This is a genomic window from Paenibacillus graminis (assembly GCF_000758705.1).
GTDB classification, from domain to species: domain Bacteria; phylum Bacillota; class Bacilli; order Paenibacillales; family Paenibacillaceae; genus Paenibacillus_AQ; species Paenibacillus_AQ graminis.
Genome location: NZ_CP009287.1, coordinates 1,939,862 through 1,955,542, shown reverse-complemented (window position 1 = coordinate 1,955,542; position 15,681 = coordinate 1,939,862). Strand labels below are relative to the sequence as shown.

Sequence of the window (15,681 nt, the reverse complement as noted above, 5' to 3'; positions counted from 1 at the left end):
GCGGCAGTTTCTGAAGGGTAGAATCATGAACTTTTGTTCACCACACCCTGGTGGACTTCGGGGTTATTGTCCCTTAATACAACCGCGGCAGTTGGTCTAATGTAACTGCATAGGGGTGGTTATATGCACGCCGCAGCTCCTCATTTGTCGTCCATTCCCCGGACGCGCCGTAATCATTGGACCATATCATGTACCAAACCCAGGGAATGCGCGTCTCGGCCAGCATAGAGAGGCTCGGGACCACACCAATCTCCCCCAGTGCCGTCAGCTTATTGGCCGGCGTAATTCTCACCAACTCGTTGTATTCTTTCGATAAATCAGTATGGGTATGTTTAGGAGGATACAAATCCAGGGAGATAACGTCACAGACATCGTCGCCCACATATCCTTCCGGAAGCGGAGAATTCCAGACCCATATGAGGTTATTCAAACCATGATGATTCGTATACCGCTCATACATTATACGATAGAGCTGTTTGGCAACTTCCGGCCCTTTGGCTCCCCACCAGAACCAGTCCCCCTCGGATTCGTGGAAGGGACGCCATAACACCGGAATCCGCTGCTCGCAGAAAGGTTTTAGCAATGCTGCCATATGATCCATGTCAGCAATTAGCATTTTATTCTCTTCTGTTCCTCCGATAATTGCCCGGGAAGCGTCAAACGTGGTGTTCTCAGTATAGAACCCTTTGTCCCTGCTGCCAAACGGTGAGAACCAGTGCCAGGTAAAGGTTATCAGCCCACGCTTGTTTAACGCCCAGTCCCATGCATTGTCCAGCGTATTTTTATTTTCCTCTACCTCCATTAAACAAGCTTCGCCGGCATCCCCGTAGTTGATGTTAGGGGAATAGGCGAGAAGCTCAAAGCCGCATAAGGCCGGCAGTTTCCCGGTTATGTCTTTGATATACCGCAGTTCCTTTTGTACGGTAGTTTGGGTGTGTTGTCCGGTAATGATCCCCTTACCGGACAATTCGCTTAAATAACGGAGAACATTTTTGACTTCCTCAATTGCGTTTGGATTGCAGGGTGTAGCATTAATAAATTTGTTCATTTCCGAGACTCCAATCATTAAAATCACACGACTGGAACCGTATCTGGAAAGGGTGTCCCAGTCGTGTGTCATGTATTAGAACTGATAGGCAAATCATCTTGTTATAGATATATTAGGAGTTTATAAAATTCAAGTAATTCAGTAAACGCTTTATCACGACGGCGGCTTGTGCGCGGTCTACCCAAACCTTGGCTGCAAACTGATCATCAGCCAAGCCCTGTACAAGCCCCGCAGCCAACGCCTCATTAACGCTGTCCGCTGCCCAATTACTAATAGAAGACGAGTCATGGAACTGTCCCAGGACATCATGTGCCGCTTCCGCGTTTTGACCTGCGATTGCTGCAGCGCGAACAATCAGAACCGCCATTTGCTCACGTGTAATCCAAGCGTCCGGCCGGAAGGTCCCGTCCGAAAATCCGGTAATTAAACCTGATTCACCGGCAGCCCCAATCGCCTCCGCGTACCACTTTGTTACCGGAACATCAGAGAATTTGACTGCTCTCGATGGAGTGGTGAAACCCAGCGCTCTGGTTATTAGCATTGTAAATTCAGCCCGCGTAATTAACCGGTTCGGGGCAAAGTGATGGTCATCGGTTCCATGAACAAGCAATTTATTCGCCATGAATTCGATATCCTTCTTGGCCCAGTGGCTGCCGAGATCGTCAAACGTTCGGTTAAACTGACCTATGGTATAAATACCGCTGCCGTTCCGCTTGATCGTTACAACCGTTTTGCCATCTGGTGATGTATTGAATACAGCTGGAATAAACGACAGCTCTCCTGTGGCCGGATCGACCCTTACGGCTGTTAATCCGTTGCCCGCTACTTGGGGAATTGTAATTGTGTGGGATACATAACTGCTGCCAAAATGGTTGATTTGGACGGAGCTTGCGTCCGAAATTGCAAAGACGCTGAATTCATACATGTCACTGTCCAACCGGGCGCCTCGGCCCTTTGCCTGTATGCGGATTTCCCCGGCTTGACTGCTGGTGAGCTTCCTCAGGTTGACCAAAATATGAATTTTATCAGCCTCCGCCCCCAACCGGCCGGAAATTGCGTCAACATCGGCGAGCGTAACCGGGAGACTGTATGACCCCGTATCCGATTGAATTACAATTCTTGCTTTTGGAGTGATGGCAGCTGCTTGTGCTAGAGCCGACGCCGGGAAGCTGAACTCTGTAACTTCACTGCCGGCAGCATTAATCACAAACAACTGCGATTCAGCAGGATAGCCAATCTGTTTCTTCAGCGCGGCAATCAGTTCTGCCCCATCCACCTCGATACGCTGTGGTCCAAAACTATGCGTAATCCCGCTGTTCCCTTTGTTTCCGGAACTGCTGGCTTCGGACACGGTTTCAGCAGACGGCATAAGACGCGTTAACTTAATATAATCAATATCTGTTCCGCCTTCGGCGCTGATGATATCAACCGTATTCTCTCCTTTTTGCAGAATGTAAGGTCCCATTACCGTATCTGTCCACTCGGCTGTATCTGCAAACATATAATCAACCGCAGCAGCTCCATTTACCGAAATGCTATTCTTTGTCTGCACATTGTCCGTCTTATAACGAATCAGCAGTGAGTAAGTACCTGGTGACGCATTGGCTTTAATCCGTAGCCTTCCCCCTTGAGCATCCATCCCTGTAACATAACCGCTTCCCGAGTATACACCCTGCTCATCACTTATCACTAATCCTGTGAGTTCTCCTTTCTCTGCCTCATACTTTAGTGAGGAGTACAGGTCAGCCGGAAGTTCATCAAGAGTGAGGACATAGTCGTGCTTATAGATTCTCTGCAAATGTTCAGCAGAGTTGGTGGTTCCATCCTTGATAAAGTTGCCGGTCCAGGTGGTGAAGAAGCTCCAGTCGGCGCCATAAGCCTGCAGCATTTCCGGATCAGGGATAGGCCCGTTTTCCGCCAGTCCGATTACCTTTTTGCCGTTCACCAGGGATACCAGCTTCTCATACTTTGCGATGCTGGGGTTATAGTCACCTGCAGGATTGTAAATATCGGCACTGGCGATATCTACCACATCATCTCCCGGATACCATTCCGGATTCTCGGAGTTCCATACCCAAACCAGGTTGTTTAGGCGGTGATAGTTGGTCAAACGGTCAACCATCAGTCTCCATAATCGCTTCGCCGGCTCAGGCCCTTTAGCTCCCCACCAGAACCAACCGCCTTCCGCCTCATGAAGCGGCCGCCATAACACCGGAACACCTGCATTCTGCAGGCGTTTCAACTGAGCTGCGATTTCATCGATATCCCGGATGAGCAAATGATAATCCTCCGAATCCGGATGGTCGAGCGCATATTCCACATCAAAGGTTGTAAACTCCGTGTAGAAGCCTCTCCACCATTCGTAGCCTGGCTCCTCTCCTCCAATCCCCTTTGGCGCATTCCAGTGCCAGCACAGGGACACAATACCGCCCCGGTTGAACCAGGCGATCATTTTCTCGATTTCAGTTGACGAGGCGCCGTTCTCAACACGCGAGGGGGAATAGTCCATCAAGTCGGTGGCGAGTATTGCCGGGTATTTTCCAGTCTCCTGACCGATCCACTCTGCGTCCTCAGACGTTTGCTGCCCCGAGATAATCTTTTGGCCATACTGGCTATCCATAAAGTTCATGAGTGCCCGTGCTTCGGACGTTGCATCCGGATTAATTAATGTGCTTGCCACCTCTCGTTGCTCCGGCTTGGCGGCAGCTGTCAATTTGACGTAATCGATATTGTACCAGCCCCAGTTAGCCTGAAACACGATGGTATTATCGCCCTGATTCATCCAGGCTTTCCCGGCAGGGATTTCAATAAAGCCGGCGGTCTCCGGCAGTGTAATCTCCGAAGTATGCCCGTTCAAGACTATACTGCTCTTCTTCTCCCCGTTTGGTGCACTGTAACCTACAAAAATGTCATATGTCCCTGCCAAAGGGGTTTTGTAAGTCAAAGCAAGCGATCCCGACTGCTGAAAGATCACGTATCCTTCACCTGAGTATCCTTCCTCTGAGGTGCCTATCGAGACACCGCCGCTCATCACGCCGTCCTCTGCCTCAAGCAGGCTTCCAGCCGGCTGGTCTTTGGCCGGTTCCAGCTTGATATGCTCGATTCCATAGTAGCCCCAGCCCCGTGTAACCTTAATCGAATTTTTGCCGGCGTTCAACAGCACTTTGCTCACCATTTTTTCAGCCCGTACGGTACCTGCAGCAGGTGCATTCAACATTAGCTCTCCGGTGCCTATGCCATTAACTTGTATACCGGTTGCCTTTCCGCCATAACCTTCAGGAATATAGTAGCCTATACTCATCTTGTACAATCCGGCCTCTGCGGCTTCCACCGTAAAGGTTGCATTTCCGGCTTCATCCGGAAAGGAAGCATCTTCCGCGAAAAAGAAAGAGAGATAGCCCTCGCCATCGTAAAGCCGATCCTTATCCTCATAGACAGGACCCCGTTTCTCGATGCCATACCCATTTAATACTGCCTCTGCATAAGTGACCTTTATGACGCTCATTTGATCAGTATCCGTCCGCTGATCTCCCATCATCCCTCCCTGGGAATTATAAACAATGTCTGAGATGCCTGTGAAAGCAGCAGCCTTTGCGCCGTTCGCTCCAACATTTGATAACATAGAAAACAACATAATTAAACACAGCGAGCCTAATAGACTTCTTTTGGTTTTCAACCGCATCAACTTACCTCCTAGCAAATCTTGATAGCAGTACGGTGTTTATCATAAGATAGAGCGCTTACATAACCATCGTAAATTCTCTCTCACCCGTTTGTGTCTAATTATTTATTTCATTAAAAATGGGCCCGTTTCCGTTCTAAATAAAGTTGGAAACGAGCCCGCTGGAGCAAACAACCTACTTAGTGGACCACAGCTCAATACGGTTTTGGATATGCTCGGTATAAGCTTCTTCCATTTCCTTAACTCCGGCCTTATCCAGGTCTGCCATATAGGCGTCCCAGATTGTATCAAATTCCTCCGGCTTGGACATCACTGCTTCAGGTATCCGCTTCCAGGTAATATCCTTCATTTTAGCACCCAGGATCACAGCAGGATCGTCACTGGCGAGTGACATCGTGTAGGCTGCACCGTAAGCTCTTGGTTCAAATTCCTCTTCTGCAGGAAAAAGATCTTTCCAATGTTCCGCACCGTAAGCCTTCAGGGTTTCCTTCTCCGGTTCACTGTAACTCGCTGTCAACTGCTCAGGATAACTGCGTGTGAAATAGTTCCCGGTTGAATCTTTAATCCCGTCCCCATAGTGGACCATCATATTCCAGTAAAGTCCAACACCCGCTTCTTTTTGGAAAGCCGCGTTGTCATTGTCCATGCGTTCCTGTACAGCTGGTATAACTACCCGTTTGCCGCCTTCAACCGTATAGTGTTTTCCTTCAATTCCCCAGTTGTTCAGAATTTGCCCCTCTTCCGATGCAAGGAAGTCGAGGAATTGAATGGCACGTACCGGGTCTTTACACTTGCTGGAGATCGAGATTCCGTACCCTCCGTCAAAGCCGGCCGGCCAGAAGCTGGTATCCTTGTATTCTTTACTCAGGGTAACCGGATAATGACCATAAGTCTGATCGACCTTTCCTGCAGCCTTCAGCGCATTCTGTGCGTCACCATAATCCCATTCCGGATCAGCCAAGCCGAGGACCCGGCCCGAAGCCACTTTAGCCTTGAACTGGTCGGTCTTTTGCACAAAGCTTTCCGGATCAAGCAGCCCGATGTTGTTCATGTGATTCAACCAGCGGAAATATTCTTTTTCCTCCGGACGGCGGAAATGATAAGTCGCCTGATGTGTTTCTTGATCAATGTAATATTCGCCGTCGTCCGGCCCTCCGGTTGTCTGGAATCCTGCATTAGTGACCTGGTACATATGCCAATCGTCCCCATTCAGCGAAAGCCCGACATTTTTATTGCCGTTTTCGTCCGTAGGATGCTTGGTGATATAATCCTGAATGACTTTTTCAAAATCCTTGACCGTCTTTATTTCCGGATAACCGGCCTCTTTGACGACACGGTGCTGAAGTTCAAATCCTCCGTCGGCTTTGAATTTCTTCTCATCAACGGCGGACCAGGTTGGAATGGAGTAAATCGATTGATCCTCCAGGCTGTATTTGGTCCGGACAAGCTTATCTCCTAACATTTTTTTGATATTCGGTGCGTGCTTGTCGATCAATTCCGTCAAGTCGATAACAGCTCCGGCGTCGACAAGCTTACCGACATCCGCCTTAGCGGCGATCAGATCCGGATAGTTGCCTGTCGCGGCAATCAAGGAGATTTTTTGCACCGGATCACCGACGGCAAACTCAGCATCCAGGGTCACTCCGGTTTTTTCCGTAATAATCTTTCCGACTTCATCCTTCATGTTATTCCAGTTTGTGCTGGAATCTTCCGAAAAATAAGTAAGCGTGACCGGTTTTAACTCTGTCCCGGATGAAGAATCTCCCGCATTGTTTCCCTTGCCGGCAGCAGGGCCGTTATTTCCGCTGCACCCCGCGAGTGTCGACGCTAAAGTCAGTGCCAATATGGAAGAAACAATCAACCGGTTTTTTTCTGGCTTCATGAAGCTAACCCCCTAGATTAATGAAATAGATAATAGCTTGTATGAGACAGGCTGTTCGCCTGGGCACACCATAGGCCGGGACACTCTAGCTCTTCACAGCGCCGAGCGTCATCCCTTTAACAAAGTATTTTTGCAAAAAAGGATAAACGATAAGAATCGGAACGGTGACCACAATCGTAATTGCCATTTTTACCGACTCCGGCGAAATTTGTGACATACGTTCTGCCATATTCGCAGCGTCTTGGGAATTGCTTGCGCTTGTTGTCGTACTTTGCAGAATTTTCATTAATTCATATTGCAGCGTGGTCAAAGATTCGTTCGACCCGTTAAAAAGATAAGTATCAAACCAGGAGTTCCATTGGCCTACTGCCAGGAAGAGAGCCACGGTGGCTAATGCGGGTTTGCAAAGAGGAAGAATAACGCGCCAGTATATCGTAAAATCGTTGGCGCCATCCAGCTTGGCTGATTCTTGTAATGCATAAGGAAGACCGTCTATAAAAGAACGGATCACGAAAACATTAAATGCACTTACAAGGCCTGGCAAAATGTAGACAGCAAACGTATCAATTAAATGCAGGTCCCTCATCAGAATAAAACCCGGAATCAAGCCCCCGGTGACATACATAGTGACAGCAAGAAAAATTGAAATAAATCTTCTCGCTTGAAAATCACTTCGCGCAAGCGTGTAAGCCAGCATAGAACCGCTGATTAAGCCTGCTATGGTACCAATGACGGTCCGCAAAAAGGAAATTTTGAACCCGGTAATCAGGCTTCCATAGGTAAAAATCAGACTATAGTTATCCAGCGTAAATTGCCTTGGCCAGACGGTGATTCCTCCTCTAACGGTATCTACTGAATCGTTCAGGGATATGGCCAGTACGTTTAAGAATGGATAGATCGTCAGAACGGTTACGACAGTCATTGAAAAATATACGATTACTTCAAGGATTCGATCTTGTGGCGCTTTCGCCTGAAGGGTCTGTTTTACCCGGCCGGCCGGCGCATTGCTTTTAACAACCCCCATGTCACCCTTCCTCCTTACATGATACTTTCATTTGTAAAGCGCTTAAAAATTCCGTTAGCCGCAAACAACAGCATCAGGCTTATCACCGAGTTGAAGATGTTGATTGCCGTTCCGAAGGAGTACCGTCCCATAGCCAGACCGTAATTAAGCGCATACAAATCAAGCACCTCAGAGTAATCGATGACCAGGTGATTCCCCAGCAAAAATTGTTTCTCAAAGCCCGTACCCAGCAGATGGCCAATGGACATAATCAAAAGGACGATCATTGTCGGCCGGATACCCGGCAGCGTAATATGCCATATTTGTCTCAATCTGCTCGCACCGTCCACACGTGCAGCTTCATATAATTCAGGACCAATGCCTGATATGGCAGCGAGGTATATAATCGCATTCCAGCCTGTTTCTTTCCAAATATCCGCACTGGTTACAATGCCCCAAAACAAGTGTCCTTGAGCCATAAACTGAATCGGCTGATCGATGAGATTCAGGCCAAGGAGTATATCATTCACTACTCCGCCGTCCGTCGAGAGCATTTTGGTGACAATCCCTGCAGCTACCACCCAGGATACAAAGTGTGGAAGATAAGATACGGTCTGGACGAACCTTTTCATAGCCTGTACGCGGACCTCATTTAGGAGCAGCGCAAAAACGACCGGTACGATGAAACCGGCGATCAGTCCCATAAAACTCATAGCCAGCGTGTTTCGCAGCACCTGGTAGAAGTGCTCATCCCCGAATAAGGTGCGAAAGTGATCAAAGCCTACCCATTTCTGTTCAAAAAAACCGACTCCAGGCTTATATTTCTGGAAGGCCATCGTCCAGCCCCACAAAGGCAGGTACTGGAAGACAAAGACCCAAAGAACGAACGGTATAGACATGTAGTAAAGATACTTCTGATTTTTTAACTCCTTCCAGGCACTCTTTTTTCTTTTTTTGTATGCGTTTTCCGCACTTGCTGTTATCGTTTTCATACTTCCTCCCCTCTCTCGCTTACCATCATAAATCAGAGGAGAGGCGGAACCCATCCCAAGGATTTCGGGAAAAATCATCTAATAATTATGGATTTTTATAATCGGACGGCGAACGGCCTTCATACTTTTTGAATTTGCTGAAAAAGTAATTTACGCTCGTGTAACCGACAAGCTCGGCCACTTCGTACACTTTCATCCCTTGGGCCAGCAGCTCTTTAGCTTTTTGGATACGTACCTTATCCAGGTAAGTGTTGAAGTACTCTCCTGTCTTATTTTTGAACAGCTGACCTAAATATGGGGTGCTATAGCTCAGCAGGCCAGCCAAAGTTGAGAGCCTTAAGTCTTCCGCATAATGTCTATAAATAAAATCGATCATTTTCTTAATTTCCTGCTCCTTGCCCTTTGGCCCGGAGTCCTCCGCAAATTCCAACAGGAAACGGTGAGTCTCTCCCAAAAGATCCGATAGATAATCATGCTGGTAAATCCCGTTTAAGAAACGCGAAACTGTCTCCGTTTCTTTCAGATCAATACGGGATGCGGCAGCGAGTTTATGAATGATAGCATTAGAAAGAAAAAAGAAGGATTGTTTGACGGACTTCTCATCTTGTCCGGATTTGAAAAATAATGCGGCGGCTTCATTCAGCAGCGGCAGAACCATAGCTTTGTTTCCTGCTTCCAGACTGTAATACAAGCGAAAGATTAGATCCTCTAGTGTGCCTTCATAACTGGCATCCGGCTGCCGTGGAGATTCCGGCGAAGGAATACAAGCAGGTTCCGGCTCCAACAGACGATCTTTACCGCTAAAAAAAGCTAATTTTGCCGCTTCCCGGGCTTTTAAATAAGAGCTGCAAATATGTTCTGGTCCGGCAACGGCGCCCCCGGTTGCGGCAATAAATCGGATATCGCCTGCAATGTTCCGGATCCCGCCGTACAGATGTTCACGCCGCTGCGGTCCACGCAGCGGCGCGTTGAGCAGAAGAATAACATAAGGGGAGATTATGGTGACAGCCCCCATATTCCGTTCCTCTATCGCCTGTTTCAGTCCGGCCGATAGTTGATTTAATGTTTCCGGAAGATCGGCGTCGGAAACACGCGGAAAAATAACAATGACTTCGTAACTGCCCCACAGCAAATCCATTTTCTCGATCCTGCCTCTAAGCTTTGACGGGTCCTCCGTCTTCTCCTGTGGAACAAGCAGGCTGTGCAGGTACAACTCCCGGTTGATCCCCTCTGGCTGGCCCGTTCCCCCCCGAAGACGCTCTTCTTCAATCCGCTCGCGCACCAGCTTCAAGCTAGCCGACATCTCACTGATATTCACTGGTTTAAGCAGATATCCGGCAACCCCATACTTAATCGCTTGTTTGGCATATTCGAAATCCGCATATCCGCTGAGAATAATGCAATGCAAAGGTTGCCGGGCCGATCTCAAATGCTGAATCAGTTGCAGGCCGTCCATAACGGGCATGCGGATATCTGCAATTACGACTTCGGGGGTTTTTTCCTCGATAGCTTTTAATGCTTCTTTACCATTGCTTGCTGCAGCTACAACTGTAAAACCAAGACTTTCCCATGGAATCAGCGTTTGAAGTCCTTGCCGAAGCTTTGGTTCATCGTCCACGATAACTACCTTAATCATTGGTTGCACCTCCTGGAATGAAAAACGTGATGTAAGTACCTTTTCCGGGTTCGCTTCCGATACTCAAAGCACTGGATGTTCCGTACAGCATGACCAGCCGATCGTTTACATTTCTCATACCGATCCGCTGGCTTTCCTGTTCATGTACGGATACGGCAAGTTCCGCTCGAATACTGGCAAGCCGCTCCGCCGGGAACCCTGCCCCGTTGTCACATACCTTGACCTGAACTCCCTGCGGGATTCTCTTCACTTCAACTTTAATGACAGCTCCTTCTTCGCGGTTATCAAGACCATGAACGATGGAATTTTCCACTAATGGCTGAATAATAAACGGAGGGACAGGATGCTCCTCCAGACCCGGATCAACCGTCAAACGATATTCCAGACGGTCTTCATACCGGAACTTTTGCATTTCAAGATAACAGCGTACACGCTCAAGTTCTTCTCGCAATGGAATGTTGCCGTTACCGGCCTCCAGACTGCTGCGCAATAACGTGCTCAGAAGCCAAACTGCCTCCGCGATATCGTCCTGCCTGCGAATGTGGGCCTCCATGCGGATGGATTCCAAAGAGTTAAAGAGAAAGTGCGGATTAATCTGGCTCGCCAGCATTTTGAACTTGATTTCGTTTTGTCTTTGCTCTACAAGATTTTTCTGATGATTCGTTTCCTGGACTTCCTGGACCAAATCGTGCACGCTTCTGAGAAGCGCATTAAATTGCTTGGACAACAAACCTACTTCATCTTTACCGTCTATTTGGAGATACGTTTCCCAAGCTCCCGATCCCACTTTAGACATATGCTTGCTCAGACGAAGAAGCCTGCTGGATAATAGTGAAGCGGAAGCATAGATAAGCAAAACTGCAAAGATCAGGCTAACCGTTATTACAACTGCGCCGAGCCGGATCACTTGGTTGGCATCACGCGTAATCTCGGAAACAGAGAAAATGGAAATGATCCGAAGTCCATTCCAGCTATTCTCCGGATTCAGATTGGCGATAATGACTTTGGACGCTTTTCCGTTAACGACAGTGTTATAACTTCCTTCCTGACGGGAAAGTATCTTTTCATCTCCATCAATTTCGGATAGATTCTTCCCGAAAAATTCCGCTTCATTGGATCCGACCACTCGATTCCGGTCATCCACGATCAACGTAGTGAACGACTCCTGGTCCAAGATCGATCTTAGCTGCTGTTTATCTACATTAATGGCCAGAACTCCTTTCTCCCCTAAGGAGTCCACAGGAAATGAACGTATCAGACTTAACTGCTGGGAACCGTTCCGTTCATCCTTGATAAGATTCCATCCGGCAAGCCCTTTCTGCTCTATGGCCTCTTTATACCAGGCCTCGGCCATAATGGTATTGTCCGGCTGGATAAATTCCCAGTTATTAAGTGCTCCTGAATTAACGACATATACGCGAATGCTCGATATCTCCTTGTACAATTGGATGTAGTCGCGAATATCCGTATACTCCCGGTATGCCTGGATGACTTCGGCATAACTTTCATATTTTTGGGCAGCCACCATCTTCATCCGGTTATCAATGGTTAGCCGGTAGGAAATGTTAAGCGGCACCTTAATCAGTTCTTCCGTACGCTTCCGTACGCGCTCGACATTGTTAGCTAACTGTATAAAGGCGTCATTAATGACAATCTCCCGAAGCTTCCCGGTCAGAAACAAGCCGGATAACAGCAAAGGCAGAACAGCTGCTGAAATGAACGTTATCGCCAGTTTCTTTTTCATTTTCATGTCATTCATCATTCGGATAAAAAACATGGATCATCCTCCCGGGCCTGTTTGGCCGCTGCGCGCAAAATGCCCCTTTTCCACAGAAAGGGGCAAAGATTTGTTGAAGATATGTTCCTCTTTCGGGCGTTGACAGATCCTTTACATCAAACAGTGACGGGCTTTACTGCCCGGACCCTGAACCATCCGCTTTCATAATCCTTTTGTTCATAGGCCAGGGGCAGACCCAACTGCATCAGTCTGTCTCCCCCATGGATAAGCTGTTCTCCGCTGTATCCCGAATGGATCTCGTATTCGAGTTCCGGATCAAGTCCGGCCAGACGCAAAAATCTCTGAGGCGCATTTGGTACAGCCATCACTTGGAAATAGTAGACAAGCGCTTCCTCTTTGTCTTCGGAGACAAACATCCAAGCCGACTCATTTCCTTCGAATGGGCTCTGCAAACGGAATAGATCTCCCCGCTGTACTAATCCGCGAACCTCCTTGTAGGTTAGGATTTGGCGTTTGACCCTCTCCTTGTCCTCTTCAGTAAATTTCGTCAGATCAAGCTCATAACCAAAGTTTCCGGACATAGCGACATCGCCCCGGAAATCAAGCGGGGTTATCCTTCCCACTTGATGGTTTGGCACAGCCGACACATGTGCTCCGATTGCGCTTACGGGATAAACAAGACTGGTGCCGTATTGAATCTTAAGCCGTTCCACTGCGTCGGTATTATCACTGGTCCAGGTCTGCGGCATGTAGTAGAGCATACCAGGATCAAACCGGCCTCCTCCGCTGGAGCAGCTTTCGAACAGAATGTGCGGAAATGCGGTGGTGATACGCTCTAACAGCTCATACAATCCAAGAACATAACGATGTGCGGTCTCGGATTGACGTTCCGGCGGCAGATCAGCCGAGCCTATTTCCGTCAGGCACCGGTTCATATCCCATTTCACATACGAGACTGGCACACTGGAAAAAATGGCAGAAAGCGAGTCATAGATAAAATCACGCACTTCTTGGCGAGTGTAATCCAGCACCAGCTGCCATCTAGCTTCGGTACGTCTCCGCTCCGGAACATGCAGGCACCAGTCCGGGTGCTTCCGGTACAACTCGCTGTCCGGCGAGATCATCTCGGGCTCAACCCATAGTCCGAATTTAAGGCCCAGCCGGTTGATGCGTTCCGCAACATCCTTAAGGCCGCCAGGAAGCTTCCGCCGGTCCTCAACCCAATCGCCGAGAGACGAATTGTCAGAATCCCGTTTCCCGAACCAACCGTCATCCAATACAAAAAGCTCGATCCCCAGCTTGGCTCCCTCTTCTGCTATGGATACCAGCTTATCTGCATTGAAATCAAAGTAGGTAGCCTCCCAGTTATTGACCAATATCGGCCGTTCTTCATCCCGGTATTTCCCCCGGCAAAGCCGGGTCCGGTACAAACGGTGATATGTCCGGGACATGTCCCCCAGTCCTTGTCCAGAGTAAACCATCACGGTTTCCGGTGTCTGGAAACTCTCCCCCGGACTCAGCAGCCACGCAAAATCAAAGGAATTTATACCGATGCTAAACCGCGTAGAGCCGAACGAATCCACTTCCGCAGCGGCTTCGAAGCCGCCGCTGTAGACAAGGCTAAAGCCAAAAGCCTCCCCTTGGCTTTCCGTCGTCTCCGGAGTAACCAAAGCAGCAAAAGGGTTGAGCTGATGGCTGCTCATGCCCCTTTTACTATCGATTCGGGTCTCACCCTGATGAAGCGGTGTGCGGGTAATATTACCTTCCCGCGCCCAGGCACCTGAAAGGTACGTGAGCTCAAAATCGCGTTTGCCCGGAAAATCGACACTGGTACTCAGAGCACGGCGAAGCCGTAACTTTTTTTCTCCCTGATTGCCCAAGCGGGCCGAGCGAACGATGGCGTTCCGATCCGCGAAAATGCTGTAACTCAGCACAACTTGCAGATCAGAATAGGCATCCGTTAATTCTAATTCCAGCGTATCCGCTTCGGTTTCATCCCCGGTATACACGGCCGGAAGCCCGGTTAAGGATGGCTTTCCCTTAATAAGCCGGTAACCCTTATATTTCAGCTCAGTGATACGTGTTCCATCCTCCAGTTCAACCTGGTACGCGGGATTCCGGAAGTCTCCGCTCCCGTATTGCGGGTATTCCTGCGGCAGCCGGTCCAGACCGGCATTTTTCGGGGTGTGAATCAGCAGGTCTGTCATGGGTTCCCGGTGTTTCAGTCTGCTCCCCCAATAGACATGTACGGGGTACCCGTCTACGATCTGAAAGATATAGCTCATGCCGGACGACTGCAGATGAAACAGCCCTGCCTGCTCTTGTACGATTATGCCCATTGTAAAATATCCCTTCCTTCTAGTTCATACTGTTCAGAATTTGCTGCGTTCAAACACAATAACATGGTTTAATACTTGATAAGTTCATACAGTATTGTAGTCAGCACTATAAAAATAATATATAAATTAAGATGAAGAGTACATGGCATGGCACTTAGTAAATATGGTATAATGCTGGATATTTTACAGGAAGGAGACTTGCTGTGATTGAGTATTTACCACGTAGCAAACAGCACACGGAATTGCACCTCACCCAATTCGGTATTGAGGAATGTATACCGGGTCACTTTTTTGGGCCGGCTGTGAGAAATCACTATTTACTCCATTATGTTTTGAGCGGGGAAGGACTTTTTGAAGTCGGTGGTAACAGGTATCGGTTGCGGAAGGGGCAGGGGTTTTTAATTTTTCCCGATGTTATCACTTATTATCAAGCTGATACAGCTGATCCCTGGTCATATTGCTGGGTTGGTTTTAACGGGACAGCGGCGGAATTGCTCCTTAAGCAAGCGGGTCTAACCAATACCTCCCCAATCTTCCACTATGACAGAGATGATATGATTTACCAGTGCTTGCAGTTGATGAATGAATCAAGAGGATTCCATAAAGCCCGGGAAACCAGACTGACGGGATTGCTGTATTTATTGTTATCGCTGCTCGTCGAGTTTGGTCCGGTGACGTCCCCTGAACTCAAAGAAACCCGGACGGAGATTTACGTTGAAAAGGTACGGGATTTTATCGAAATGAATTATCCTCAGAAAATTACCATTGAGGATATTGCGCAGTTTATCGGACTCAATCGAAGCTATTTGTGCTCGTTATTCAAACAGCGAATGCAGATCAGCATTCAGGAATATTTGATTCGTTATAGAATCAATAAAGCATGTGAAATGATGGGGAACGCGGAGCTTTCGATAGCTGACATTTCCCGGTCCGTAGGCTATAACGATGCTTTACTTTTCTCCAAAATGTTCAAAAAAGTAAAGGGCTCCGCCCCTAAGAATTACCGGGCGCAGATCCAGGCCCAAGTCCAGAACGACTCCGAGGAGTCCATTCTGCAAATTGAAGAAGAGCATCTGTTTTATAGCGGATTTTTGCCATGAACAGCTATCTGTATGTAATGGAACACGCAGGTTAAATAAACCTTGCGGGTTCTTCTTTTTTGTGCGGGAAAACATTAAAGTAACCATGCTAAACTTTACTATTTTTAATGCTGCGTCAAATATTTTTTGAATCTAATCTATGAAAAAGCTTCCGCTTTTGAATAAAATGCTATATTATATTGTTCAAATGTATATTAAAAAATATTTATGTATATTAATTCGTTACATGTGGTGTGAATATAACCTATTATGGTAGCATTG

At 47.9% G+C, this 15,681-nt stretch carries 9 protein-coding genes; 1 reads left to right on the top strand and 8 read right to left on the bottom strand.

What is annotated here, in order from left to right; translation table 11 throughout:
- Window positions 1-73 precede the first annotated feature (73 nt).
- The 8 genes from PGRAT_RS07945 to PGRAT_RS07910 form a co-directional block, all read right to left on the bottom strand.
- Window positions 74-1,048, bottom strand: coding sequence for a glycosyl hydrolase (locus tag PGRAT_RS07945; RefSeq protein ID WP_025705260.1), 975 nt, complete (start codon window positions 1,046-1,048; stop codon window positions 74-76).
- A 112-nt stretch (window positions 1,049-1,160) separates the two neighbouring features.
- Window positions 1,161-4,553, bottom strand: a complete 3,393-nt coding sequence (locus tag PGRAT_RS32230; RefSeq protein WP_162165073.1) for a glycosyl hydrolase — start codon at window positions 4,551-4,553, stop codon at window positions 1,161-1,163.
- Window positions 4,554-4,905: 352 nt separating this feature from the next.
- Entirely contained in the window at window positions 4,906-6,612 is a 1,707-nt protein-coding gene (locus tag PGRAT_RS07935; RefSeq protein ID WP_025705257.1) for an ABC transporter substrate-binding protein, read from the bottom strand.
- An 85-nt stretch (window positions 6,613-6,697) separates the two neighbouring features.
- Window positions 6,698-7,636 carry a carbohydrate ABC transporter permease gene (locus tag PGRAT_RS07930; RefSeq protein ID WP_025705256.1) on the bottom strand — a complete coding sequence of 313 codons (939 nt, stop codon included), beginning with the start codon at window positions 7,634-7,636 and terminating at the stop codon, window positions 6,698-6,700.
- 14 nt (window positions 7,637-7,650) lie between these two features.
- Window positions 7,651-8,607, bottom strand: a complete 957-nt coding sequence (locus PGRAT_RS07925) for an ABC transporter permease (protein ID WP_025705255.1) — start codon at window positions 8,605-8,607, stop codon at window positions 7,651-7,653.
- 85 nt (window positions 8,608-8,692) lie between these two features.
- Window positions 8,693-10,243, bottom strand: coding sequence for a response regulator transcription factor (locus PGRAT_RS07920; protein ID WP_025705254.1), 1,551 nt, complete (start codon window positions 10,241-10,243; stop codon window positions 8,693-8,695).
- Window positions 10,236-12,020 carry a sensor histidine kinase gene (locus tag PGRAT_RS07915; protein WP_025705253.1) on the bottom strand — a complete coding sequence of 595 codons (1,785 nt, stop codon included), beginning with the start codon at window positions 12,018-12,020 and terminating at the stop codon, window positions 10,236-10,238. The genes PGRAT_RS07920 and PGRAT_RS07915 overlap by 8 nt, the downstream gene beginning before the upstream one ends.
- A 116-nt stretch (window positions 12,021-12,136) precedes the next feature.
- Window positions 12,137-14,320: an alpha-galactosidase gene (locus PGRAT_RS07910; protein WP_025705252.1), complete on the bottom strand. Its 2,184-nt coding sequence runs from the start codon at window positions 14,318-14,320 to the stop codon at window positions 12,137-12,139.
- A gap of 203 nt (window positions 14,321-14,523) precedes the next feature.
- Here PGRAT_RS07910 and PGRAT_RS07905 point away from each other — a divergent pair, with 203 nt between their 5' ends.
- Complete coding sequence (locus PGRAT_RS07905; protein ID WP_081954739.1) at window positions 14,524-15,420, top strand: AraC family transcriptional regulator; 897 nt, start codon at window positions 14,524-14,526, stop codon at window positions 15,418-15,420.
- The last annotated feature ends 261 nt before the right edge of the window (window positions 15,421-15,681 follow it).

What these genes read in the sequence shown, in the direction of transcription:
- PGRAT_RS07945 (WP_025705260.1), bottom strand. Translation starts at nt 1,048, where the DNA reads ATGAACAAATTTATTAATGCTACACCCTGCAATCCAAACGCAATTGAG.
- PGRAT_RS32230 (WP_162165073.1), bottom strand. Translation starts at nt 4,553, where the DNA reads ATGAGCGTCATAAAGGTCACTTATGCAGAGGCAGTATTAAATGGGTAT.
- PGRAT_RS07935 (WP_025705257.1), bottom strand. Translation starts at nt 6,612, where the DNA reads ATGAAGCCAGAAAAAAACCGGTTGATTGTTTCTTCCATATTGGCACTG.
- PGRAT_RS07930 (WP_025705256.1), bottom strand. Translation starts at nt 7,636, where the DNA reads ATGGGGGTTGTTAAAAGCAATGCGCCGGCCGGCCGGGTAAAACAGACC.
- PGRAT_RS07925 (WP_025705255.1), bottom strand. Translation starts at nt 8,607, where the DNA reads ATGAAAACGATAACAGCAAGTGCGGAAAACGCATACAAAAAAAGAAAA.
- PGRAT_RS07920 (WP_025705254.1), bottom strand. Translation starts at nt 10,243, where the DNA reads ATGATTAAGGTAGTTATCGTGGACGATGAACCAAAGCTTCGGCAAGGA.
- PGRAT_RS07915 (WP_025705253.1), bottom strand. Translation starts at nt 12,020, where the DNA reads ATGTTTTTTATCCGAATGATGAATGACATGAAAATGAAAAAGAAACTG.
- PGRAT_RS07910 (WP_025705252.1), bottom strand. Translation starts at nt 14,320, where the DNA reads ATGGGCATAATCGTACAAGAGCAGGCAGGGCTGTTTCATCTGCAGTCG.